The following is a 23186-nucleotide window of genomic DNA, read 5'->3' as shown; positions in this document are numbered from 1 at the left end:
GCGGTGGTCGCCGCGGGGGTCGCCGCGATGGCGGCGGTCGCCGCGCTCGGTCTCTGGGCGGCCGGTGCCGACGCCCTGCCCGGCGGCGGCTTCCCGTACGTGGTGGCCGCCGCGCTCGTGCTGGCGGTCGGCGGATCGGTCGAACTGGAGGGCGGCGCCGGGTTCTTCGCCTCGGTGGACGCCGGGATCACCGCCATGCCGCTCTCGGTCGGCCTGGTCGGCGCACTGGCCGTGGCCGAGGTGTTCCTGCGCCAGCTCCGTTTCCGGGCCGTGGCGGGCGGCGGCGAACTGGTCGGCCGGGCCGCCCGGACGGCGGTGGTCTGGCTGGTGGCGCTGGTCCTGCTCACCCTGGGGGCCCGGCACACCTTCGCCGTCCCGCTCGGCAACGACCTCGTCGAGGAGCTCGGCGGCGCCCTCGGACTGTCGCCCGAGGTCGGCTTCCACGCCGACCCCGGTTCCACGCTCGGCCTCGGGCTGCTCTGGCTCCTCGTCGTGCTCGCGATCACCTTCGCGGTGTCCCGCCGCGCCCCGCTGCCGCGCGCCCTCGTCCCGTTCCAACAGGCCGTCCGGCCGGCCGCGTTCGCGATGCTGGCGGTGCTGTTCGGCTACGTGGCGCTCGGCCTGGTGGCCGCGGTCGGGACGGCGGTCGTGAACGGCAGCCCCCGGGAGATCGCCGCCGTCGTGCTGCTCGCCCTGCCCAACCTGGTCTGGATCGCCTTCGGCGTCGGCCTCGGAGCCGAGTGGAACGGCCACCTGAGCGGAGCGCTCGGCCTGCCGGTGCCCAAGCCGCTGGCCGCCGTGCTGCGCACCCCCGAGGGGCAGGACGGCACGGTGAGCCTCGGCACGCTCGCCGAGCAGGACGCGCGGGCGTGGTGGCTGCTCCCGCTCGCGGGGGTCCTGATGTTCGCGGCCGGTCTGCTGGCCGCCTACCGCTCGCCGCGCGGGGTCCGGCTCTGGCAGCACGCCGTCCGGCTGGCCGCGGCGGCGGCCGTCACCGTGCTGCTGGTCGGCGTCTGGACGCGCGTCTCGGCCGACTACGGGCTCTCCGTGCTGGGCGTCGGCCTCGGTGAGGGCGGCCTCGGCGACCTGCTGAGTTCTGTCCTGGGCCCGGAGGTCGGTGATCCGGTCGGCCCGGCGGCCGCCCTGACCGGGGGGACGGTCGTGCTCAGCCCCGTCCTGTGGACGGCGGTGCCGCTGGCCGCCGGGTGGGGGCTGGTCGCCGGCTGGCTCGGCGGCCTCGTGGCGGCCCGGCTGAAGCGCCGGGGGCAGGCGCCCGGCGAGCAGCGGTAACGGCTGTAGCGCAGCGCCGGGGCGGGAACCGTCGGGAGCGCCGGGGCGGGACGGGTCACCCCGGCGTGCGGATCAGCGCGGCGGACGGACCACCGGGTCGGCCCAGGCGGGCGGCTCCGGGACGCCGGGAGCGGCACCCGCGTGCGGGCCGCCGTACGCGGTGCCCCCGTACGCGTCCGTCCGGTGGGTCGGGATCACCTGGGTCGGCGGTCCGGCCGCCGCCCACTGGCTCGCGGGCGGCCCCGCCCCCGGCAGGACGGTGGCTGCGGCGCGCAGCTCGGCCACGAACTGCAGGCAGCCGGCGTACCGCTCCCCGGGGGACTTGGCGAGCGACCGGGACACCACCTCGTCCACCGCGGCCGGCAGGTCGGGACGGTGGTCGCGCAGGGTCGGCGGCGGGTCGTTGAGGTGGGCCCAGAGGAGGGCGAGGTCGCTCTCGCGCCGGAACGGCGGCACCCCGGCGAGCATCTCGAAGACCACGCAGCCGAGGCCGTACTGGTCGCAGCGGCCGTCGAGCGGCCGGCCGGAGATCTGTTCGGGCGCGGCGTAGTCGAGGGTGCCGACGATCTGGCCGACGCCGGTCAGCCCGCTCAGCGAGAGCGACTTCTTGGTGAGGCCGAAGTCGGCCAGGTAGAGGTGCTCGGGGTGCTCGCTGTCCGTGCCGGCGGCGACCAGCACGTTGCCCGGCTTGACGTCGCGGTGGACCAGTTCGTGGTCGTGCGCGGCGTCCAGCGCGGAGGCGATCTGCAGGGCCAGCCCGGCCGCCCGGTCGACGGGGAACGGCCCGCCCCGCTTGATCAGACCGCGCAGGTCGCCGCCCTCGACGTAGCGCATCGCGATGAACAGGATGCCGTCGGCCTCGCCCGCCTCGAACACCGGGATGATGTGCGGGTGGTCGATCGCGGCGGCGACCCGGGACTCGTGGATGAACCGCTGCCGGAACACCTCGTTGCGGGCCAGCTCGGGGGCGAGCAGCTTGACCGCGACGGTGCGGCCGAGCCGCAGGTCCTTCGCGCGGTACACGACGGCCATGCCGCCGTGGCCGATCTCCGACTCCAGCCGGTAGCCGGCGACCCGGCGCCCGACCATGCCGGCCGGCAGGCTGGGCGGGCCGAAGTCGTCCCCGAAGTCGTCGTCGAGGTCGTCGAGGAGGTCGGGCCGCTCGGCGCGGACGCGTCGGGGGGCAGGGCCGCCGGTGCTGCCGGGGCCGTCACCGGGGCCGCCGCCGCGACCGGGGTCGCCACCGACGGCGGTCGGGGGCGGGGGCGGGGCCGGTGTGGGAGGTGCGTCCGGTGCGGCGGGCTCGACCGTCGGTGCGGGCCTGGCCGTGGGTGTCGCGGACGGCACGGGTGCGGGGGGAGGCGCGGGGGGCGGGTCGTCGGGCGGTGGCACGTTCGGCGTGGTGAGGGGCCCGCGGTCGGGTTCGCGCTCGGGCGCGGGTCGGGCCACGGGCCCGGGCTCGTCCGGTGCCGGCTCGTCCGGCGTGGGCCCGGGCCGGCCGGCCGGCGGGATCACAGCTCCACCGCCCGGGTGGGTTCGTACGTCCCGTCGTCCGGGGAGGCCGGGGAGACCGGAGCGACCGGCGGGATCGGCGGGACCGGGGTCGAGGGCGTCGCCGGGGCCGCCGGATGCGGACGGTCGGTGGCGGTGTACGTCTGGAGCTGGAGGCCGTCGCAGTAGCACCAGCGGTCGTGCGCCGGGTCGTACACCCAGAGCGCCTCGCCGTCGATGACCAGGCCGATCCGCAGGCCGCGGGCCCGGTCCTGGAAGGTCCCCAGGTCGGCGCTGCCCGCCGCGAGGTCCTCCAGCATCGAGCGGTAGCGGGCCAGCCGGCCCTCCACCTCGGCGAGCGCGGGGCGCGGGTCGGCGGTGCGGGCGGGCGGGCCGGTCGCACCGGGGGGCACACCGGGGAGGGAGACCAGCAGCCGGCCGTCCACCCAGGTGGTCCAGCCGTTGGAGCAGAGGACCTGTGCCCAGTCGCCCTCGCGGGCGATCAGCCGGACCGGCAGCAGCGGATCGAGCCGGGCGGTCGGCTGCGCCGGGTCGGGGGTGACCCAGCTGGCCAGGCCGTCCGGCGGGGCGACATGGGTGGGGCGGAACGCGAACTCGTCCATGGGCTCTCGTCCGTCTCTCGTCCGTCTCCCGGCTGTTTCCGCCGCTTTCCCTTGCTTCCCGGTTCCTCCGCCCGTCGCCTCCGTCCGCTCCTTCCGCTACTTCCGCATGATCGTCGGCTCCTGCCTGCGCAGCAGGGCGAGCACGGCGACGGACAGCGCCGCCGCCAGCGCCACCAGCATGACCAGCGCGAACAGCCATCCGGTCCGGTCGTGCCGGAACAGCGGGTCGGCCGTGATCGTGGTCGGGAAGACGGCGTGCAGGTCGACGGTCCGGGCCATCGCGGACAGACCCCAGCGGGAGGGCACCAGCCAGGCGAACTGCTCCAGACCGGGTACCGCGTACAGCTTCAGCATGGCGCCGCTGAAGACGATCTGCACCACGGAGAGCAGCACCAGCAACGGCATGGTGGCCTCCTCCTTGCGGACCGTCGCCGAGACCAGCAGGCCGAGCATCATGGCGGAGAAGGAGAGCAGGGCGACCGCGATGATCAGCTCGACCAGCGGTGGCAGCAGGACCCCGGTCTCGACCTGGACGCCGTTGGGCAGGGTCGGGGTGAGGTCGACCCCGGCCAGGCCGACCACGGTGAGGACGGCGGCCTGCCCCACCGTGATCGTGCCCAGCACCACCACCTTGGAGACCAGGTAGGCGGAGCGGGACAGCCCGACCACCCGCTCCCGCTGGTAGATGGGCCGTTCCTTGACGATCTCGCGCACCGCGTTGGCGGAGCCCGTGAGCAGACCGCCGATGCAGAGCGTGAGCAGGCAGTTGAGCGCGTTGTCCGGGGAGAGCCGGGTGCCGGCCATCGCCCGGCACATCACGCCGATCAGGAACGGCAGGGCGATCATGACGGTCAGGAACAGCCGGTCGGCGGCGAGCACCGACGTGTAGCGGCGGATCAGCGTCCCCAGCTGGGAGAACCAGCCCTGCGGGGGCTCCGGTCCGGGCTGTCCGCCCGACGGCTCCTGCGGTACGGGCCGGGCGGGGGGCAGCGCCTCCGCGGAGACGTAGCGCCGGTAGAGCGGGGACTCGCGGAACCGGCGCTGCCAGGCCGCGTGGTCCTCGTTCTCGAACGCCTCGAAGGCCTCCGGCCACTCGGTGAACCCGAAGAAGTCGAGCGCCTCGTCGGGCGGGCCGTAGTAGGCGGTCCGCCCCCCGGGGGCGAGCACCAGCAGCCGGTCGCAGACGGCCAGGCTGAGGACGCTGTGGGTGACCACGACGACCGTGCGTCCGTCGTCGGCAAGGCCGCGCAGCATCTGCATCACGGAGCGTTCCATGCCCGGGTCCAGGCCGGAGGTGGGCTCGTCGAGGAAGAGCAGCGAGGGTTTGGTGAGCAGTTCGAGGGCGACGCTGACGCGCTTGCGCTGGCCGCCGGAGAGGCTGGAGATGACCAGGTCGGCCCGGCTGTCCAGGCCGAGCTCGTGGATCACCTCGGAGACCCGGGCCTCCCGTTCCTCCTTCGCGGTGTCGCCGGGGAAGCGCAGTTCGGCGGCGTAGGAGAGGGCGCGGCGGACGGTCAGCTGGGTGTGCAGGATGTCGTCCTGCGGCACCAGGCCGATCCGGCGGCGCAGTTCCGCGTAGTCGCGGTAGAGGTCGCGGCCGTCGTACAGGACGGTGCCCTCGTCGGCGGGGCGCAGCCCGGTGAGGGCGTTGAGCAGGGTGGACTTGCCGGCGCCGCTGGGGCCGGCCACCGCGAGCAGGGCCTTCTCGGCGAGCGGGAAGGAGACGTCGTCCAGCAGGACCCGCCGGTCGGCGCCGACCCGGACCACGAGGTTCTGCACGTTGAGCGAGATCTCGCCGGTGTCGGTGTACTCGACCAGCTCGTCGCCGGCGAGGCAGAGCGCGGAGTGGCCGATGCCGACGATGTCGGTCGGGCCGACCGGTGCCCGCTGGACGGGCTGGCCGTTGAGGTAGGTGCCGTTGTGGCTGCCGAGGTCGACGATCTCGTGGCCGCCGCCGGGCAGGGTGCGCAGCTCGGCGTGGTGCCGGGAGACCACGAGGTCGTCGAGCACGAGGTCGTTGTCGGTGGCCCGGCCGATCCGCACGCTGCGGTCGGGCAGCCGCAGGACGGCGCTCGGCCGGCGGAAGGTGCCGGAGGCCTGCGGGGCGACGAGCGAGGGGCGCTCGCCGGCCGCGGGTTCGGGCAGGCCCGCGAAGGTGGCGGACGGGCCGTCGGCGGCGTTGCCGAACCGCAGGCGGGTGCCGGGGCCGACGTCCTCGGACCGGATCCGGTGGTGGTCGGTGTAGGTGCCGTTGGTGCTGCCGACGTCCTCCAGCCGCCAGTGGCCGGCGGCGACGCTCAGCACGGCGTGGTGCCACGAGACCCGGGGGTCGTCGAGGACGATCTCGCTCGTCGGGTCGCGGCCGACGTGATACGCCCGGCGCGGGTCGAGCAGTCGCGAGTCCGTGCCGGTGACGAGTACCAGGGGCGGCGCCGAGGGCGCGCCTGGGCGCTCTCCCATGGTTCGGAGTCTAGTCCCGGGCGCCGTCCTCGGCCTGGTCACGGCCCGGCCGAGGACCTGCCGCGAGCTGCCCGCAGGACCGGCCGCAGCCCCCGGGCCTGCGGCCGGCAGGGCGGGCCTCTCACGAATTGGACTGGACCACTGGATCAACACCGGTGCGCTGCCCTATCGTTCGGGGAGTGATCTGCACGGTCGTCCGGGTGGTCCGCACGGCTGTCCCCGCGAGCCCAGGGATGGACCCATGAGTGTCTGGCCACAGTTGAGCGAAACCCGGCTGGTCAGGGCCGGTTCGGCCCCGGGGACGGTGCTGCGCTGCGGGCTGGTCGACACCATGCTCGCCGACCTCTCGGTCTCCGTGGTGTTCTTCTTCGAACGCGCGCTGGACGAGGACCGGCTCGCCGCCGGACTGGCCCGCGCGCTGGCCCGGATCCCCGTGTTCGCGGGCCGACTCCACACCGTCGACGGGGTGTTGACGGCGGTCTGCGACGACTCGGGTGTCCCCCTGGAGAGTTACCGCGTCGACGGCACGCTCGCCGAGGCGATGGGGCGGGTGACCCTGCCCGGCGCCGATCTGGCCGACCCGGTCGACGCCCCGGCGGCCCGCACCGGCAAGGGGCCGCTGCTGACCGTCCGGGTCACCCGGACCGCCGACGGCGGCACCGTGCTCGGCTGCTCCTGGCATCACGCGATCGGCGACCTGCAGAGCTTCGCGCTGCTGCTGCGTGCCTGGTCGGCGGCGGTCGAGGGCGAGGAGCTGCCCGTCGCCGAACTGGTCGAGGACCAGGACGCGTTGCTCGACAAGGTCCTGCCCGCCGAGGACTGCGGAAGCCCCGGGTTCCGGCTGCCCGGCCCGGAGGAGAGCGCACTGCTGGCCCGCGAGGTGGCGGCCGGGCCGCGCGCCAACCGCACCATCCAGCTGTACTTCGGCGACGCCGAGATCGCCCGGATGCGCGAGGAGTTCAGCGCCGCGGCCGGCCTGCGGGTCTCGGGCGGCGACGCCGTCTGCGCCCAGGTGGTGCACACCGTGCGGCAGTTGGACGGCGACACCGAGACGCGCACGCTGACCGTCCCGGTGAACGTGCGCCGGCCGCTCGGCCTGCCGGACTCCCTGCTCGGCAACCTGCTCGGCGACATCCACCTGCCGTACGCCCCCGCGGACGGCCCGGCGGTGCTCGCCGGGGCGCTGCGCTCGGCCGTGCTGGGCTACGCCGACCAGCACCTCAACCTGCGGTCCAACCTGCGCTTCCTGGAGGAGCTGGGGCGCCCCCGGCTGCAGGAGTGCGTCCCGCTCGGCTTCGACCCGGAGCACCGCCGGTTCAGCTTCTCCAACTGGAGCCGCTTCGGGCTGCACGAGGTGAGCTTCCAGGGGCAGCGGCCGGTGTTCTTCAGTCCGACCGCCAACTATCCGCTGCCGTGGGTCTCCTGGAGCGTCGAAGGGTTCCACGGGACCGGCCTGCTGACCACCGTGGTGCTTCCGGCCCGGCTGGCCGCGAAGCTGCGCGGAGACGCCGGCCGGGCCGCGCTGCACCGCTTCCGCGACCCGGCGGACGAGCTGCCGGCGCTGCTCGGGGCGGTACCCAAGGTGGTGTGACGAAGCGGGGGCGGCCACCGTGGCCGCCCCCGCTCCGCATCCTGCCCGACCGTGTCCGGGTCGCCCGGACGCCTACTTCATGACGGCCCGCAGCGCGTGCCGCAGCTGCTCCCGGCCGGGCTGGAGGGCCCGGTCGAGGGCGGGTGCGAACGGCATCACGGTGCCGTCCGGACGGGTGACCCGTCGCGGTGGCGCGATGAGCCGGAACTCCTCGGCGGCGGTGGCCAGGACCTCCGCGCCGATGCCGCAGCTGCGGTTGGAGTCGTCGATCACGACCAGCCGCCCGGTGCGCTCCAGCGACTCGCCGAGTGCGGGCCAGTCGAAGGGGTACAGCGTGCGCGGGTCGAGGACCTCGACCGAGATCTCGTCGGCCAGCTCCTCGGCGACCGCCAGCGCGTCGTGCACCAGGTGGCCGACGGCGACCAGGGTGACGTCCGTACCGGGCCGGTGCACCCGGGCGGTGCCGAGCGGGATCGGTGCCAGCTCCCAGGTGACCGTCTCCCGGACCGGCAGGGCGGCGGCGGGGGCGAAGACCACGACCGGGTCCGGGTCGCGGACCGCCGAACGCAGCAGCCCGTAGGCGTCGGTCGGGGTGGCCGGCACGACCGTCTTGACCCCGGCGTGCGCGAACAGGCTGTACGGGTGGTCGGAGTGCTGCCCCGCCCAGCCGTCCCGGGAGCCGGAGCCGGGGACCAGGCAGGTCAGCGGGACACTCGCCTGGCCGCCGGTCATCAGCGAGAACTTGTGGGCCTGGTTGACGAGTTGCTCGAAGACCAGGAACAGCAGCGAGGGGATCTGGAACTCCAGCACCGGCCGCCGCCCGGCCAGTGCCGCCCCGACGGCCATCGCGGTGAAGGCCTGCTCGGAGAGCGGGGTGTCGACGATCCGCTCCGGCCCGAACCGGTCCAGCAGCCCGAGGGTCGGCCCGGCCATGCCGGCGCCGATGTCCTCGCCGAACACGCAGACCGCCGGGTCCTCGGCCAGCTCGTCGGCCAGCGCCCGGTTGAGTGCCTTGGTGTAGGAGAGCCGGGTCATGTCACCGCCCCCGCCCGGGGACGCAGCCCGGAGGCGTACAGGTGGTCGGCCGCGCCGGCCGGGTCCGGGTGCGGCGAGTCGAGCGCGAACCGCTCGGCCGCCGCCAGCTCGGCGGTCACCTCGGCGTCGAGTTCGGCCGCCCGGTCGGCGCCGATCGCGGCGGCGGCCCGGGGGAGCGGGTCCTGCTCGCGCCAGGCGTCCACCTCCTCGGCGGACCGGTAGTTCAGTTTCATCCGGCGCTCCATGGTGTGGTGACCCTCGAACCGGTAGGTGCGGCACTCCAGGAACGCCGGTCCGCCGCCCTCCCGGGCCCGGGCGACCGCCTGTTCGGCGGCGGTCCGGACCGCCTCGGTGTCCATGCCGTCGACCGCGGCGGCCTGGATGCCGAAGGCGGCGGCGCGGCCGAGCGCGCTGCCGGCCACGGCCGTCTCGGCGGGCAGGGTGGTGGCGTAGCCGTTGTTCTCGCAGACGAAGAGCACCGGCAGGCGCCACATCGCGGCCAGGTTGAACGACTCCAGCAGCACGCCCTGGTTGAGCGCGCCGTCGCCGAAGAAGGCGACCGCCACCGTGGGCTCGCCGGCCTGCCGTGCGGCCCAGGCCGCGCCGACCGCGATCGGGGCGCCGGCGCCGACGATGCCGTTGGCGCCGAGGATGCCGAGCCGCAGGTCGGCGGCGTGCATCGAGCCGCCCCGGCCCCGGTTCAACCCGTCCACCCGGCCGGCCAGTTCGGCCAGCAGCCGGGCCGGGTCGACGCCCCGGGCCAGCACGTGACCGTGGCCGCGGTGGGTGGAGGTGAGCCGGTCGCCGGGCGCCAGTGCGGCGCAGACGCCGACCGCGACGGCCTCCTGTCCGATGTACGGGTGGATGCCGCCGGTGATGACGCCGGACTTGACCAGGGCGAGCGCCTGCTCCTCGAAGGAGCGGATCAGCCGCAGCATCCGGTACCGCTGCTCGGGTGTGTCGAGGGCGGCGGTCCCCGTCACAGGTCTCCCCGCCAGACCGTCGGGCAGATGTCCGGGTCGGCGTAGTCGGGCCGGCCGTCGGGGGTGCGGCGGACCACCACGTCGTGGTTGTAGACCACGGTGCCGCCGTCCGGCCGGGTGGCGCCGCGGTACTCGTTGGCGCCGTCCTGGAGGTGCAGCGAGACGGCCCGGCGCGGGAACGACGCCAGGTTGGGGCCGCTGCCGTGGTAGGTGCGGCAGTGGTGGAAGCTGACGTGCCCGCGCGGGATGTGCATCGGGACCTTCCGCACCTGCTGCCCGTTGTGCGCGGCGTTGGCGTCGAGGATGGCGTCCAGCTCGGAGCGGTCGCGGTCGGCGAAGTGCCGGGTGGAGTCCTCGCCGGAGGGCAGCTCCTGCCAGCGGTGGCTGCCGTCGACCATGGTGATGGTGCCGTTCTCCTCGCCGCACTCGTGGAACGGCAGGAAGGCGGTGAGCATCCGGTCGGAGCTCGACGTCTGCCAGTAGTGCTTGTCGAAGTGCCACGGCACCTGGTTGCTCGGCTCGCCCGGCACCGGGGGCTTGTAGATCAGGGTGGCCTGGAACACCCGGATCTCCTCGGCCTCGGCGAGCAGCGCGGCGACGGCACCGAGCAGCGGCTTGCGCAGGATCGCGCCGATCGCCTCGCTCTCGAAGTGCACGTAGTCGTTGTGCCGCTGGATCGGCCCATGCGAGGGCTCCCAGGACGCGAGCTTCGGCGGGCGGACGGGCAGCTCGCGGTCGCGGTGGCCCTCGTAGTACTTCTCGGTGGCGGCCTGCAGGGTGTCCAGCTCCTCGTCGCTGAACAGCCGGCGGGACAGGTACCAGCCGTGCTCCAGGTAGCCGGCCACCTCCTCGGGGGTGGGCAGCAGAGCGCGTTCGGCCTCGGTGAGGTGGAACTCGGGTGCGGTGGTCACGGGTGGGGCCTCCTCTTTCTCTCGTGGCGGCTGCTCGTACGAACTCAGACGGAGGCGGCGGCGCGCTGCCGTTCGACGGCCTCGTACAGGGCCTTGATGTTGGCGGTGCCGAAGGTGCCTGCGCCCTGGCGCTCGATCAGTTCGAGGAAGAACGTGCGGCGCGGGTGGGTGGAGCGGGCGAAGAGCTGGAACAGCTGGCCGCCGTGGTCCTGGTCGACCAGGATGTCGAGCTCGCGCAGGATGTCGACCGGGATGGCGGTGCCGCCGAGCCGCTCGGCGAGCGCGTCGTAGTAGGTGCCGGGGGTGGTGAGGAACTCGACGCCGCGGTCCCGGACGGTGCGCACGGCGGTGGCGATGTCGCCGGTGCGGAAGGCCAGGTGCTGGACGCCGGCGCCCTGGTGGTCGGCCAGGAAGGTGTCGATCTGGCCGGGGCGGCGGCTGGTGTCGGGCTCGATCAGGGTGAAGGTCACCTCGCCGGAGACGCTCTGCACCACGCTGGAGTCCATGGCCTGCTCGCCGACCTCGATGTACTCGCCGAAGATCCGGTGCATGCCGAGGGCCGCCTCGCAGAACCGCACCGCGGGGGCCAGCTCGCCGGCCGGAACGCAGATCGCGGCGTGGTCGAGGGCGTCCAGCAGTCGGCCGGCGGGCTCGTCGTGGTCCGCCGCGGGCTGCTCGGTCACGAACCGCAGGGAGGTGTCGCCGAAGCCGGCCACCAGGCCGCCGGCCCGGTCCAGCACGCGGGCGCCGTGGCGCTCGGCGCGCTCCAGGGCGGCCTGCGGGTCGGTGCAGCCGAGCGCGAGGGCCGCGACGCCCTCGCCGTGGCGGTCCACGTACCGGGCCACCGGGTGGGCCGGGTCGGTGGCGGAGCGCAGCAGGAAGCGGATGCCGCCCTGGCGCAGCAGGAGGGTGCGGGCGCCCTGGGACTCGGCCGTCGCGAGGTGGCCGGGCTCGGGCGGGATGCTGGTGAAGCCGTAGTCGGCGCAGTAGCCGGCCGCCATGGCGTCGGCGTCGGCGCAGTGATACTCGACGTGGGTGATGGACTGGATGGACATCGGGATCTCCCCCCGGGGGGTGGCGAGTTGGCGAGTGGTCCGGCGCGGGTCGGGCGGCGCGGCGACGCTGCCGCGCCAGGGCGGGCCCGGCGGTTCCCGCCGCGCGCTGGACGCCGGGCGTCGGTGCGACGGGAACCGCCGGAGCGGCCCTACCTGGCGGACCGGGTGGAGGCGGGCTCGAAGACCAGGCTGAGGTTGTGCCCGCCGAAGGCGAAGGCGTTGCTCAGCGCGGCGCCGAGCGGGACGGTACGGGCCGAGCCCCGGACGTGGTCCAGTGCGCAGGCCGGGTCCGGCTCGGTGAGGTTGACGGTCGGTGGCAGCGTCCCCCGGGCCACCGCGAGTGCGGTGACCGCTGCCTCCAACGCGCCTGCGGCGCCCAGCAGATGGCCGGTGGAGCCCTTGGTCGAGCTGACCGCCGGGCCCTGGTCGCCGAAGACGGCGCGCAGCGCGGCGGTCTCGGCGACGTCGCCCAGCTTGGTGCCGGTGCCGTGGGCGTTGACGTAGCCGATGTCGGACGGCGCCAGGCCCGCGTTGGCGATCGCGGCACGCATCGCGTCGGCGGCGCCGGAGCCGTCCGGGCGCGGCATGGTCGGGTGGTGGGCGTCGGTGGAGGCTCCCCACCCGGTGAGGTCGGCGTAGCCGGCCGCGCCGCGGGCGTTCGCGTGCTCGGCGCTCTCCAGCACCAGGACCGCACTGCCCTCGCCGAGCACGAAGCCGTTGCGGCGGACGTCGAACGGCCGGCTGGCCTGCCCGGGATCGTCCCAACCGGAGGCCAGTGCACGGGCGTTGGTGAACGCGGCGGCGATCGTCGGGTGCAGCGAGGACTCGCTGCCGCCGCACACCACCACGTCCGCGTCGCCGGCCCGGATCAGCCGCAGCCCCTCGGCGACGGCCTGGGCGCCGGCCGCGCACGCCGTGACGATGGCCGAACTGAAGCCCCGGATCCCGTGCTTGATGGCGATCCGGGCGGTGGCCATGTTGGAGAGCATGCCGGGCAGCAGGTACGGGCTGACGCCGGGTCGGCCGCGGTCGAGGCGGCGGTGCGACTGCTGCTCGAAGGTCTCCAGCCCGCCGCCGCCGGTGGCCAGCACCACGGCGGTGCGGTGCGGGTCGGAGTCCTGGCCGACCACCAGGCCGGCGTCGGCGAGCGCGTCGTCGGCGGCGGCGAGGGCGAGCAGCACGAACCGGTCCACGCAGCGGGTCTCGGTGGGCGGCAGCACCTCGCGGCCGTCGACGGCCGGGGCGACGCCGGCGGCGCTGAGCCAGCCGTGCGCGGAGTGGCCCTCGGGCAGCGCGCGGATTCCGGAGCGGCCGGCGATGAGCGCGTCGAAGACCTCGGCGGGCTTGCGGCCGACCGGGGTGACCAGGCCGATGCCGGTGACCACGGCGCCCGGGCGGCCGCCGGTGCGGGCGGCGCCGGCGCTCATCGGGCGTCCGCCGCGGCGGGGGCGGCCACCGAGTCGAGGTAGCGCTGCCGCAGCAGCACCTTGCGGACCTTGCCGGTCGGCCCGAGCGGGATGGCGTCGCCGGCCACCACCACGACCTGGCGGACGGTGGCCGCGGCGGCCTCGTCCAGGGCGGCGGTGACGGCCTTGGTCCGGTCGGCGGTCGGGTCGGCGTCGGCGGCCAGGATCAGCAGGACGTCGGTGACGACCTGCCCGCCGTCGCGGACCGCGACCACGGTGCAGTCCAGCACGTCGGGGCAGGCGGCCAGCACCCGCTCCTCCGACATCGCGGTGAACAGCCGCTTGCCGTCGCCGAGTTCGACCGAGTCGACGGCCCGGTCGACGTGGTAGTAGTAGCCCTCCTCGTCCCGGTACATCAGGTCGCCGGTGAGGAACCGGCCGCGCAGCCGGGTGCGGAAGGTGGTGGCGGAGTCGTTCCAGTAGCCGAGTGCCAGGGTCGGTGAGGTGGTGGCGAGTTCGCCGACCTCGCCCGGGCCGAGCGGCTCGCCGTCCGGGCCGACCAGCTCGCAGTCGACGAAGGCGTGCGGCCGGCCGACGCAGCGGCCGTACCGCTCGGTGCCGGGGCCGTGGGTGATGAAGAAGTGCGAGTGGCCCATCTCGGTGGAGCCGAGGCCGTCCACGAACAGCGAGCCGGGCAGCCGGACCCGGCCCTCGCGGGTGACGGACTCGCGGCTGCCGGCGGCGACCAGGCGGCGGATGTGCACCTCGTGGGCGCAGTCGCCGGTGTTCCACCAGAGCGCGACCGAGTCCAGCTCCCGTGCGGCCAGGTCGTGGTGGGCGAGGTCGGCCCAGGTCGCGGCGAAGCCGACGACACCGCTGGGCCGCCAGCTCTCGATCGCGTCCAGCACCCCGGCGCCGGACTGGCTGGAGAGCACGGCGAGCTGGGTGTGCGAGGCGAGCGCGAGGTTGACGGCGATCAGCGTGGCGGCGTGCGGGGCGGGCAGTGCGCTGAGCATCCGCTCCTGGCCCTGCGGGCGGGGCAGCCGGGCACGGTGGCGGATCGCCGCGTACAGGCTCGCGTGCGAGTGGACCACGGCCTTGGGCATGCCGGTGGTGCCGGAGGAGTGGGTGATCGCGACCGGGTCACCGGCCCAGTGCCGGTACGGCGCCGGGGCGGCCTCCGGGTCGCCGCTCCCGAGGGTGGAGATCTCCGGGAACGCGGGCGCGCCCGGGTCGTGACCGGCCAGGGCGTCGAGGTGCGGGGCGTCGGCGAGGATGCCGACCGGGCCCAGCTTGGCGATGTAGCGGGCGGCCCGCTCGCCGGGCAGGTTGGGGTTGAGCAGCGCGGGGATGGCGCCGAGGCGCGCCAGCGCGAGGAAGGAGAGCACGTGGTCGGCGGCGTCGCTCGCGTACACCACCACCGGGTCGCGCCGGCCGACGCCGAGCGCGTGCAGGGTCGCGGCCCTGGCGCGGACCGCGCGGTCCAGCTCGGCCACGGTGAAGGGCTGCCAGGCGGCGTGGTCGTCCACGGCGGTGTCGAAGGTCAGCAGCGGCTCGTCGAGGCCGAGGCCGAGGGCGAGCCGGCTGGTGAGGACATTGCCGGCGCCGACGGCCGGATCGTCCGCCAGAAGGGTGCGAATACTGCGGATGCTCACGGGGTGGATCCCTCCCGAGGTGCTGGGCGTGCTGAAGGTGCTGGGCGTGCTGCGGCGGGACGCGGCGGGTGGGGGACCGTTCGCGCCGGTGGAGCGCAGACGTGCGGGGGGTCGGTGGACGCGGTCGGGGGACGTGGTCGGGGTCGGTGGTGCGGGGGTCTGGCTCAGACGCCGGTGACCAGCAGTGCCACCGCCCGGTCGCTCTCGCCGGGGCCGTCGGCCTGTTCGGCGGCGATGACGAGCACCTGCTCGGCGTCGCCGTCCGCGAGGAGCAGTTCGGCCAGGTCGAGCGCGTCCTGCGGCACCCGGCCGGGTGGGCTCTCCTCCGGGCTGATCGCCACCACCGGGCCGGTCAGGCCCCAACGGGCGGCGATGTGGCCGAGGACGGCGTTCGGGTTGGACTGGAAGAAGAGCAACGGGGGCATCCGCCGCTCGGAGGCGGCGGCCTCGTCGATCGCGCGGGCGGTGGCCCGGTCGCCGCCGGTGCTGGCCAGCAGCAGCGCGGTCCGGCCGGGGGCCGGGGCCGCGCCGTGGCGGGCGCGCAGGCAGCGGTCGGCCGTCTCGGCGACCAGCGGGTTGAACGAGGAGGCGGAGAAGCCGGGCAACGGCGGGAGCTGCTCGGGCGTCCCGGCCTCCGGGTCGGGCCAGACGGCCTCGGCGAGGATGCGCAGCGCGGTCATCGGGCGGCCACCAGGAGTGCGGTGTTGGCGCCGCCGAAGGCGGAGTTGAGGGTGAGCGCGTAGCGCGCCCGGGCGGTGCGCGGTCCGTCCAGCACGAGATCCAGTCCGATGTCCGGGTCGGGGCCCAGCCAGCCGGCGTTGACCGGCAGCAGACCCTCGTTCAACGCGCTGATGGTGACGACGAGTTCGAGCAGGGCCGAGGCTTCCAGCGCGTGTCCGTGGACGGCCTTGCTGGAACTGACCGGCAGCCGGGCGGCGTGCTCGCCGAACACCCGGCGCAGCGCGCTCGCCTCGGCCCGGTCGGCCAGCGGGGAGCCGGTGCCGTTGGCGTTGACGTAGCCGATCTCGGCCGGGGCGACCCCGGCCCGGGCGAGCGCCGCCTCGATGGCCCGGGCCGCGCCCTCGCCCTCGGGTTCGGGGCGGCAGACGTGGTGGGCGTCGCCGGTCCGGCCCCAGCCGGCCAGCCGGGCCAGCACGGGTGCGCCGCGCCGTTCGGCCTCCGGTTCGGCCTCGATGACGACGGCTGCCGCCGCGTCGCCGAGCAGGGTGCCGGTCCGGCCGGCGCTGAACGGGCGCAGCTCGCCGTCCCGGGCCAGGGCGCGGCCGGCGTCGAAGGCCGCGAACACGCCGGGCTCGACCAGGTGTCCGGCCACGACCAGGACCCGGGGGTGCCGGCCGCCGGCGACCAGCGCGGCGGCGTCCGCCACGGCGGTGCCGGCCGCGACGCAGGCGCCGGTGTAGGTGCGGGTGACTCCGCGGGCGCCCCAGGCGGCGGCCGTCCCGGCGGCGACGTCCGCGACGGCGGCCCGGGTGCGCAGGTCGCTGTGGAGGGCGAGCAGCACGGGCAGGCCGCCGTCGCCGGGCGCCGGTGGCAGGCCCGCCTGGTGGCAGGCCTGGTCGGCGGCGGCGAGCACCGCGTCGGCGAGCGGGCGCGGCTCGGGCAGCAGCGCGGCTCGGGTGGTGCGGCGTGCGGAGACGTCGAACCGGGTGACGGCGGCGAAGGCGGCCTTGCCGTGGGCGGTGGCCTCGGCGAGTGCGGCCGGCCCGGTGCCGGCCGCACTGAGCACGCCGAGGCCGGTCACCACGGGCCGGACGGCGGGCTGGGCGTGGCGGATCATGTCCGTAGGGCTCCGACGGTCGTGGTGGCTCCGGCGTCCGCGGCACCGCCCGCGGCCGCGAGGACGGCCGCGCGGAACACCTCGACGGCGTCGTCCACCGTCCGGACGGCTTCGAACCGCTCGTCGTCGAGATCCGGCTCGATGCCGTAGCGCTGCTCGAACTCGGCTATCAGCCAGGTGAGTTCGAGGGAACCCAGTTCTTCGGGGACGCTCTCGACGGCGCGCTGCCCGAACGCCGCCAGCATCTCCAGGACCTCGGCGCGGTCGGGTCCGGCGAGGTCGGTCACGCCGGGCTGCCCGCGGTGGCGGTGGCGGCGTTGTCGGCGGCGGCGATCCGGGCGGCGACGTCGCCGGTGAACTGGTCGAGCGTCATCAGCGCGGTGGTCTCCATCTCGTCGAGGTCGAACTTGACCCCGTACTCGTCCTCGACCTGGACCGAGAGGTCGGCGAGGGCGAGCGACTCGAGGTCCAGCCCGGCCGGGCCGAGGTCGGTGTCACCGGTGACCTCGGAGACGTCGTACTGCATCTCGGCCAGGGCGGCGAGGACGAACTCGCGGATGCGGTCCTGCATGGTGTGCTCCTTGTGCCCGGGCGCGTGCGGCGCGCGCGGGGTTGTCGGGGATGTGAACACGGCCGGTCCGGGTGGTCGGACCGGGTCCGACGGGTGGCGGCGTCCGCCTGTCGGGGCGTCTGCCTGTCGGGGAGCCGGCCGGGTCCCGCAGGGGCGGTTCGGCGGTGCGGTGGTGCGGTGGTGCGTGGTTCCGAAGTGGTGCGGTGCAGCGGGGTGGTGCGCGGTGGTGCGGTGGGCGGTGTCGGGAGGGTCCTTGGCCGGGGTTCAGCCGGCGGCGGCGCGCAGGGCGGTCGGGTCGCGCAGCAGCTTTCCGGTGGCGGTCCGGGGGAGTTGCGGGAGGAAGGCCAGCCGGCGCGGCCGCTTGTAGGCGGCGAGCTGACGGGCGAGTCCGTCCTGGACGAGCGCCTGGTCGGCGCCGTCCTCCGTGGCGAGGTAGGCCTCGATGGCGCCCCCGTCGAAGACCACGACGGCCTCCCGGACCTGCGGCAGTGCGGCGAGGGTCTGCTCGACCTCGGTGAGGTCGACCTTGAGTCCGCCGATCGAGACCTGCGAGTCCCGGCGGCCGAGCACGGTGACCAGACCGGTGGTCCCGTCGACCACGGCGGCGTCGCGGGTGTGCAGCCAGCCGTCGGCCCAGCGGGTCGGATCGTCCAGTCCGGGGTACGGCGAGGCGGCCGTGCGGAGCTGCAACTCGCCGTTGACGAGACGCAGTTCCATGCCCTCGACGGGCTGCTTGGCCGGGTTCAGGGTGCCGTCCAGATCGGTGGCGATCACCCCGAGTTCGGTCATGCCGTACATCGTGCCGAGCGGGACGCCGTACCGCGCGGTGAACGCGGCGGGCAGGCCCGGGCGGACCAGTTCGCCGGCCACGACCATCCGCCGGAGCTGGGGCAGCGCCGGCGGTCCGGCGGCGCCGGCCAGCAGCTCGGCGTGGAACGGGACGCCGATCACCGTGGTGGGGCGGTCGTCGTCGGCGACGGTGGCGAGGATACCCGCCGCCGTCATCCGGTCCGGGACGGTCAGCGGGGCGTGCGCGTGCAGGCTGTTGAGCAGTCCGCCGACCAGCCCGAGCACGTGCACCACCGAGGACAGCAGGACGACCCGCTCACCCTCGCCGGGGAAGTCGGCCAGCCGCCGGTAGCAGTCGAGCTCGCGGATCAGGTCGCCCGCGGTCCGGGCGATGATCTTGGCCGGGCCGGTGGAGCCGGAGCTGAGCTGGATCAGGGCGTGCCCGGTCCGGGCCGGCCGGCCGGCGGGCAGCCGGACGGCCACCGGGTCGACCACGGAGTAGCCGCGCAGCGCGGCGGCCGAGGGTCGCTGGGCGGAGCCCACCAGGACCTGCGGGGCCAGCCGTTCGACCGCGCCCTCGATCTCGTGGTCGGTCAGCCGGTGGTCCAGCAGGGCCACCTGGGCCCGCAGGCGCCAGCAGGCGAGGAGCGCGACGACGAAGCCCAGTGAGGGCGGCAGGCGCAGCGCGGCGGTGCCGCCCGGGCCGAGGCCGGCGGCGGTGAGCCGTTCGGCCTGCTCGGCGACCAGCGCGCGCAGGGCGTCGCGGTCGACGGGTGTGCCGAAGCGGAGGCACTCCTCACCCCCGGGACCGGCCAACAGCACCCGTTCGACCCAGTCGTCGGGGGCATCGGCGTGCGGGGGTGAAGAAGGCGGCGGTGAAGAAGGGGAAATGCGGGTCAACGCCACTCCACACAGTGAGGAGATTTGTCATGAACGCCGTGTGTAGGTAATCACGAGCAATACGGTCAATTCCGTTGCCAGACCATTGCACAGACGTTTGGTCAAATCAAGGTCTATACCAATCAGGTCCAGACCTCCTACGCTGCCGACCCGTGGACTGGTCCGAGCGCGGCCGTCCGGGAACGAGGATGGCCGTGGCACCACTCACGCTGGCCGGGATCGAACGCGCAGCGCGCGAGCAACTCTCCCCAGAAATCTGGGACTTCATCGAGGGCGGCAGCGGTGCGGAGCGCACCCTGGCGGCCAACCGCGAAATGTTCGGACGCTACGCGTTCCGCCCGCGCACACTGGTCGACGTCTCCGACTGCTCGACCGCCGTCAAGTTGCTCGGCTCACCGCTCGGACTGCCGCTCGGAATTGCCCCGATGGCCTACCACCGCCTGGTCCATCCGGACGGCGAGACCGCGACCGCCAGGGCGGCCGGCCGGGCGGGGGCCCTGCTGGTCGCGGGCATCTTCGCCAGCAGTACCCTGGAGGAGATCGCCGCCGCCGCGACCGGTCCACTCTGGCTCCAGCTGTACTGGCTGCGCCGCCGGGACGCGCTGGCCTCCCTGGTCGAACGCGCCGAGGCGGCCGGTTTCACCGCCCTGATGCTCACCGTCGACGCCCCCCGGATCGGCCGCCGGCTGCGCGACCTGCGCAACGGCTTCGCCGTCCCGCCGGAGATCCGCGCGGTCAATCTCGACCCCGCCCTGATGGCCTCCACCCACCGCGCGACCGAAGGCAGTTCGGGCATCGCCGACCACGCCCGCGAGCAGTTCGACCCCGCCCTGACCTGGTCCGACCTGGCCTGGCTGCGCGAACGCACCCGGCTGCCGCTGGTCCTCAAGGGCGTCCTCACCGCCGAGGACGCCCGGCTCGCCGCCGAGCACGGCGTCGACGCCGTCGTGGTCTCCAACCACGGCGGCCGTCAACTGGACGGCGCACTGCCCGCGCTCGCCGCCCTCCCCGAGGTGGTCGACGCCCTCCCGCCGCACATCCCCGCCGTGCTCGACGGCGGCGTGCGCGGCGGCGCCGACATCGCCGTCGCCCTCGCCCTCGGCGCCCGCGCCGTCCTGGTCGGGCGTCCGGCGTTCTGGGGCCTGGCCACCGGCGGCGAGGACGGCGTCACCCGGGTCCTCGACCTGCTCCGCGACGAACTGGAGCACACCATGGCCCTGCTGGGCCGCCCCGCCCTCGCCGACCTGGACCGCACCGCCCTCGCCCCCTGGCCCACCGGCTGATCCCGTCGGCACCTGATCCCGCCGCGACGCCGCGCCGCGGCGCACCCGGCGGCCCCCGGAGGCGTCGCGACGACGGCACCATCGGGCAGCCGGAAGGACCGGACGGCAGGGCCGTCCGGTACCCGGCGGAGGCACCATCGGGCAGCCGCCGGGCCCTTTTTGACACACCGCCCAGCACCAGACGAGAACGACGGAAAGACCGACACCATGAGCAGACAGAATGCCTTTCCCGGCTGGGACTGGGACGACCCGGACGGCCTGGAGGACCAGCTCGACCGGTTCAGCGCCGACGTCGCCACCTGCCGCACGCTCGAACCGGCCGCCGGCGGGCTCCCGTTCGACCACCGGGACTTCACCGACCTCGGCCTGACCGGCATCGAGTTCGCGGCCTTCCGCACCGCCCACCCGGGCGGCCTCGGCACCGACCTCACCGCGCTGCGCAGCCCCGCGACCGGCACCGAACCCGGTACCCTCTACCGGGTCGACGGCGACCGCTGGTTCACCCAGCTCGACATCTCCAAGCCGCTGCCCTTCGCCGACGCCAGCGTCGACTGGGTCTACGCCGAGCACCTGATCGAGCACGTCACCATGCCGGTCGCGGTCGGCTGGCTGCGCGAGGCCCGGCGCGTCCTGCGCCCCGGCGGCGTCCTGCGGATCACCACCCCCGACCTGGCCCGCTACCTGGTCGGCTACGCCACCGACGACGGCTTCCTGGCCAAGCACCGCCGCCGCCTCACCACCCTCGGCTTCGGCCCGCCGATGCCGGCGCGCCCCGCCTTCCTGGTCAACCAGATCTTCCGCCACTACGGCCACCAGTGGATCTACGACCTCGACGAGCTGCGGCACGTCCTCACCCGGGCCGGGTTCGAGCCCGGGCAGATCCGCCCCTGCGCCTACCGCGAGGGCGCGCGGGCCGACGTCGCCGACCTCGACACCGCCTTCCGCACCGACGAGACCGTCTACGTCGAGGCCGACCGCTGAGACCCGACGCCAGACCCCCGGGACACCCGATGCCACTGCACCCCCAGGCCCAGGCGCTGCGCGACCGCCGCGCGAGCTCCGGCACGCCGCCGCTCTACACCCTCACCCTGGCCGAGGCCCGCGCCGCCGACCTCGCCGACATCCGCGCCGCCGCCGGCACCCCCGAACCGGTCTCCGCCGTCGAGGAGCACCGCATCCCCGGCCCCGGCGGCGAGCTCGCGCTCCGGCTCTACCGGCCCGCCCGCCCGGCGCCCGGCCGCCGCCTCCCCGTCCTGCTCTACCTGTTCGGCGGCGGCTGGACGCTCGGCTCGCCCGACACCAGCGACGCCATCTGCCGCGCCCTGACCAACGCGGTCGGCTGCGTCACGGCCTCGGTCGGCTACCGCCTCGCCCCCGAGCACCCGTTCCCCGCCGCCGTCCACGACAGCCGCGCCGCCGCCCGGTGGCTGGCGGAGCAGGCCGACACCCTCGGCATCGACCCGGACCGGCTCGCCGTCGGCGGCGACAGCGCCGGCGGCAACCTGGCCGCCGCGCTCACCCTGATCGCCCGTGACGAGGACGGCCCGGCGATCCGCCACCAGCTGCTCGTCTACCCCAACACCGACCAGCGCGCCGACACCGCCTCGCTGCGCGAGTACGACGACCCGGCGCTGTTCAACCGCCGGTCGGTCGCCTGGTACCGGGGCCACTACCTGGCCGGCCCGACCGACGGCGACCACCCGCACGCGTCCCCGCTGCGCGCCCCGAGCCTGGCGGGCCTGCCCCCCGCCACCGTCATCACCGCCGAGTACGACCCGCTGCGCGACGAGGGCGAGCAGTACGCCGAGGCCCTGCGGGCGGCCGGGGTCCCGGCCGAGACCCGCCGCTTCGACGGCGTCCCGCACGGCTTCTTCGCGATGACGGGCACCCTGGACGCCGCCGCCGAGGCGCAGGCGTACGCCGCCGCGCGGCTGCGCGAGGCCCTCCGGTGACCGCGCCGACGGCCCCGCAGACCGTGTCCCTGGACCTCGGCGACCTGCACGGTTCGCTCTCCGACCCGCTGCTGGACGCGATGACCTTCCTGAACGAGGTCACCACCCGCTACCCCGGCGCCGTCTCCTTCGCCCCCGGCCGCCCCTACGAGGGCTTCTTCGAGCCGGAGGACGTCACCGCCTACCTGGAGGCGTTCCTCGACCACCTGGCCGCGCGCGGACTGGGTCGGGACGCGATCCGCACCGTGCTCTTCCAGTACGGCCCGACCAAGGGCGTCATCGCCGACCTGGTGGCCCGCACCCTCGCCAACGACGAGGGCCTCGCCGTCCCGCCCGAGGCGCTGGTGCTGACCGTCGGCGCCCAGGAGGGCATGCTGCTGACGCTGCGTGCGCTCTGCGCGGGCCCGGACGACGTCGTGCTGGTCAGCTCGCCCTGCTACGTCGGGGTCACCGGCGCGGCGAGGCTGCTCGACCTGACCACCGTCCCGGTCCCGGAGGGTGCGGACGGCGGCCCCGACCCGGAGGCCGTCCGTGCCGCCGCCCGGGCCGTCCGGGCCGACGGCCGGCGCCCGCGCGCCCTGTACGTCGTCCCCGACTTCGCCAACCCCTCCGGCACCTCGATGCCCGTCGCGGCCCGGACCCGGCTGCTGGAGACGGCGGCGGAGGAGGGGCTGCTGATCATCGAGGACAACCCGTACGGCTTCTTCGCCCGCGAGCCGGGCGAGCGGCCCACGCTCAAGGCCCTCGACCGCCACCGGCAGGTCGTCTACCTGGGCTCCTTCGCCAAGACCTGCTTCCCCGGCGCCCGGCTCGGCTACGTGGTCGCCGACCAGGAGGTGACCGGCCCGGACGGGCGGCGCACCCTGCTCGCCGACCAGCTGGCCAAGCTGAAGAGCATGACGACGGTCAACACGCCGGCGCTCAGCCAGGCCGTGATCGGCGGCATGCTGCTGACCCACGACTGCCGGCTCCGGGCCGCCAACGCCCCCGCCACGGCCCACTACGCGGCCGGCATGGCCACCCTGCTGGCCGAGCTGGACCGGCACTTCCCGGCGGCCGAGCGGGCCCGCCTGGGCCTGTCCTGGAACGTTCCGGAGGGCGGCTTCTTCGCCGTCCTGGAGGTGCCCTTCGCGGCGGACGACGCGGCGATGGAGCGCTGCGCCCGGGACCACGGCGTGCTCTGGACGCCGATGGCGCCGTTCTACCCGGCAGGCGGGGGAGAGCGCCGCCTGCGGCTCTCGATCTCCTCGGTGACGGCCGGCCAGATCGAGGACGGCGTGGCCAAGCTGGCCGGGTTCGTCCGGGCCGAGGCCGGGCGGAGCGGGGCGGACGCGGACGGGCGGTAGCCCCGGACCGCAGAACGGCGGGGGAGCCCCCGGGAGGGGGGGGCGCC

General features: G+C 75.2%; 20 protein-coding genes. 6 read left to right on the top strand and 14 right to left on the bottom strand.

Annotated features, from left to right (window positions below; translation table 11 throughout):
* The coding region (locus ACFWOG_RS26125) for a streptophobe family protein (protein ID WP_380361191.1) at positions 1-1290 on the top strand (1290 nt) is incomplete at its 5' end.
* A gap of 72 nt (positions 1291-1362) precedes the next feature.
* Here ACFWOG_RS26125 and ACFWOG_RS26120 read toward each other — a convergent pair.
* The 3 genes from ACFWOG_RS26120 to ACFWOG_RS26110 form a co-directional block, all read right to left on the bottom strand.
* Complete coding sequence (locus tag ACFWOG_RS26120; RefSeq protein WP_380361192.1) at positions 1363-2379, bottom strand: serine/threonine-protein kinase; 1017 nt, start codon at positions 2377-2379, stop codon at positions 1363-1365.
* A 422-nt stretch (positions 2380-2801) separates the two neighbouring features.
* Entirely contained in the window at positions 2802-3404 is a 603-nt protein-coding gene (locus ACFWOG_RS26115) for a hypothetical protein (RefSeq protein ID WP_329951857.1), read from the bottom strand.
* A 96-nt stretch (positions 3405-3500) separates the two neighbouring features.
* Positions 3501-5864, bottom strand: coding sequence for an FHA domain-containing protein (locus ACFWOG_RS26110; protein WP_329881253.1), 2364 nt, complete (start codon positions 5862-5864; stop codon positions 3501-3503).
* 241 nt (positions 5865-6105) lie between these two features.
* Between ACFWOG_RS26110 and ACFWOG_RS26105 the strand changes: the two genes are divergently transcribed.
* Positions 6106-7455, top strand: coding sequence for an acyltransferase (locus ACFWOG_RS26105; protein ID WP_380361190.1), 1350 nt, complete (start codon positions 6106-6108; stop codon positions 7453-7455).
* Positions 7456-7527: 72 nt separating this feature from the next.
* On the opposite strand, the gene ACFWOG_RS26100 is transcribed toward ACFWOG_RS26105, so the two are convergent.
* The 11 genes from ACFWOG_RS26100 to ACFWOG_RS26050 form a co-directional block, all read right to left on the bottom strand.
* On the bottom strand, positions 7528-8490 hold the full coding sequence (locus ACFWOG_RS26100; protein ID WP_329881251.1) for a transketolase C-terminal domain-containing protein: 963 nt from the start codon (positions 8488-8490) through the stop codon (positions 7528-7530).
* On the bottom strand, positions 8487-9473 hold the full coding sequence (locus ACFWOG_RS26095) for a thiamine pyrophosphate-dependent dehydrogenase E1 component subunit alpha (RefSeq protein WP_380361189.1): 987 nt from the start codon (positions 9471-9473) through the stop codon (positions 8487-8489). Before ACFWOG_RS26095 ends, ACFWOG_RS26100 begins: the two co-directional genes overlap by 4 nt.
* Positions 9470-10384, bottom strand: a complete 915-nt coding sequence (locus ACFWOG_RS26090; protein ID WP_329881247.1) for a phytanoyl-CoA dioxygenase family protein — start codon at positions 10382-10384, stop codon at positions 9470-9472. The genes ACFWOG_RS26095 and ACFWOG_RS26090 overlap by 4 nt, the downstream gene beginning before the upstream one ends.
* A 44-nt stretch (positions 10385-10428) precedes the next feature.
* Positions 10429-11439: a 4-hydroxyphenylpyruvate dioxygenase gene (gene hppD, locus ACFWOG_RS26085; RefSeq protein WP_380361188.1), complete on the bottom strand. Its 1011-nt coding sequence runs from the start codon at positions 11437-11439 to the stop codon at positions 10429-10431.
* Between the two features lie 149 nt (positions 11440-11588).
* Entirely contained in the window at positions 11589-12866 is a 1278-nt protein-coding gene (locus ACFWOG_RS26080) for a beta-ketoacyl-[acyl-carrier-protein] synthase family protein (RefSeq protein ID WP_329881243.1), read from the bottom strand.
* Positions 12863-14500, bottom strand: coding sequence for a class I adenylate-forming enzyme family protein (locus ACFWOG_RS26075; protein WP_355407704.1), 1638 nt, complete (start codon positions 14498-14500; stop codon positions 12863-12865). Before ACFWOG_RS26075 ends, ACFWOG_RS26080 begins: the two co-directional genes overlap by 4 nt.
* A gap of 164 nt (positions 14501-14664) precedes the next feature.
* A complete protein-coding gene (locus tag ACFWOG_RS26070; protein WP_329881239.1) occupies positions 14665-15180 on the bottom strand; it encodes a hypothetical protein in 516 nt (171 codons plus the stop codon).
* Positions 15177-16298, bottom strand: a complete 1122-nt coding sequence (locus ACFWOG_RS26065) for a beta-ketoacyl synthase N-terminal-like domain-containing protein (protein WP_329881237.1) — start codon at positions 16296-16298, stop codon at positions 15177-15179. The genes ACFWOG_RS26070 and ACFWOG_RS26065 overlap by 4 nt, the downstream gene beginning before the upstream one ends.
* Positions 16295-16585: an acyl carrier protein gene (locus tag ACFWOG_RS26060; protein ID WP_329881235.1), complete on the bottom strand. Its 291-nt coding sequence runs from the start codon at positions 16583-16585 to the stop codon at positions 16295-16297. The genes ACFWOG_RS26065 and ACFWOG_RS26060 overlap by 4 nt, the downstream gene beginning before the upstream one ends.
* Positions 16582-16869 (bottom strand): acyl carrier protein, encoded by a 288-nt coding sequence (locus ACFWOG_RS26055; protein WP_329881233.1) that lies wholly within the window; start codon positions 16867-16869, stop codon positions 16582-16584. The genes ACFWOG_RS26060 and ACFWOG_RS26055 overlap by 4 nt, the downstream gene beginning before the upstream one ends.
* A gap of 264 nt (positions 16870-17133) precedes the next feature.
* Positions 17134-18558 (bottom strand): fatty acid--CoA ligase family protein, encoded by a 1425-nt coding sequence (locus ACFWOG_RS26050; protein WP_329951851.1) that lies wholly within the window; start codon positions 18556-18558, stop codon positions 17134-17136.
* Positions 18559-18746: 188 nt separating this feature from the next.
* Here ACFWOG_RS26050 and ACFWOG_RS26045 point away from each other — a divergent pair, with 188 nt between their 5' ends.
* The 4 genes from ACFWOG_RS26045 to ACFWOG_RS26030 all read left to right on the top strand — a co-directional run bounded on the left by ACFWOG_RS26045 (position 18747) and on the right by ACFWOG_RS26030 (position 23139).
* Positions 18747-19841: an alpha-hydroxy acid oxidase gene (locus ACFWOG_RS26045; protein ID WP_380361187.1), complete on the top strand. Its 1095-nt coding sequence runs from the start codon at positions 18747-18749 to the stop codon at positions 19839-19841.
* 207 nt (positions 19842-20048) lie between these two features.
* Entirely contained in the window at positions 20049-20822 is a 774-nt protein-coding gene (locus ACFWOG_RS26040; protein ID WP_380361186.1) for a class I SAM-dependent methyltransferase, read from the top strand.
* 29 nt (positions 20823-20851) lie between these two features.
* Positions 20852-21793 (top strand): alpha/beta hydrolase, encoded by a 942-nt coding sequence (locus tag ACFWOG_RS26035; protein ID WP_329951849.1) that lies wholly within the window; start codon positions 20852-20854, stop codon positions 21791-21793.
* Positions 21790-23139 (top strand): PLP-dependent aminotransferase family protein, encoded by a 1350-nt coding sequence (locus ACFWOG_RS26030; protein ID WP_380361185.1) that lies wholly within the window; start codon positions 21790-21792, stop codon positions 23137-23139. Before ACFWOG_RS26035 ends, ACFWOG_RS26030 begins: the two co-directional genes overlap by 4 nt.
* Positions 23140-23186: the final 47 nt, after the last annotated feature.

Source organism: Kitasatospora sp. NPDC058406, assembly GCF_042722765.1.
Lineage (GTDB): Bacteria > Actinomycetota > Actinomycetes > Streptomycetales > Streptomycetaceae > Kitasatospora.
This window is presented reverse-complemented; position numbering and strand designations above follow the sequence as displayed.

Bases quoted from the DNA above. Each gene is read 5' to 3' on its own strand.
- ACFWOG_RS26120 (WP_380361192.1), bottom strand. From the start codon at position 2,379: ATGGTCGGGCGCCGGGTCGCCGGCTACCGGCTGGAGTCGGAGATCGGC.
- ACFWOG_RS26080 (WP_329881243.1), bottom strand. From the start codon at position 12,866: ATGAGCGCCGGCGCCGCCCGCACCGGCGGCCGCCCGGGCGCCGTGGTC.
- ACFWOG_RS26100 (WP_329881251.1), bottom strand. From the start codon at position 8,490: ATGACCCGGCTCTCCTACACCAAGGCACTCAACCGGGCGCTGGCCGAC.
- ACFWOG_RS26105 (WP_380361190.1), top strand. From the start codon at position 6,106: ATGAGTGTCTGGCCACAGTTGAGCGAAACCCGGCTGGTCAGGGCCGGT.
- ACFWOG_RS26065 (WP_329881237.1), bottom strand. From the start codon at position 16,298: ATGATCCGCCACGCCCAGCCCGCCGTCCGGCCCGTGGTGACCGGCCTC.
- ACFWOG_RS26040 (WP_380361186.1), top strand. From the start codon at position 20,049: ATGAGCAGACAGAATGCCTTTCCCGGCTGGGACTGGGACGACCCGGAC.
- ACFWOG_RS26110 (WP_329881253.1), bottom strand. From the start codon at position 5,864: ATGGGAGAGCGCCCAGGCGCGCCCTCGGCGCCGCCCCTGGTACTCGTC.
- hppD (WP_380361188.1), bottom strand. From the start codon at position 11,439: ATGTCCATCCAGTCCATCACCCACGTCGAGTATCACTGCGCCGACGCC.
- ACFWOG_RS26035 (WP_329951849.1), top strand. From the start codon at position 20,852: ATGCCACTGCACCCCCAGGCCCAGGCGCTGCGCGACCGCCGCGCGAGC.
- ACFWOG_RS26055 (WP_329881233.1), bottom strand. From the start codon at position 16,869: ATGCAGGACCGCATCCGCGAGTTCGTCCTCGCCGCCCTGGCCGAGATG.
- ACFWOG_RS26070 (WP_329881239.1), bottom strand. From the start codon at position 15,180: ATGACCGCGCTGCGCATCCTCGCCGAGGCCGTCTGGCCCGACCCGGAG.
- ACFWOG_RS26045 (WP_380361187.1), top strand. From the start codon at position 18,747: ATGGCCGTGGCACCACTCACGCTGGCCGGGATCGAACGCGCAGCGCGC.
- ACFWOG_RS26115 (WP_329951857.1), bottom strand. From the start codon at position 3,404: ATGGACGAGTTCGCGTTCCGCCCCACCCATGTCGCCCCGCCGGACGGC.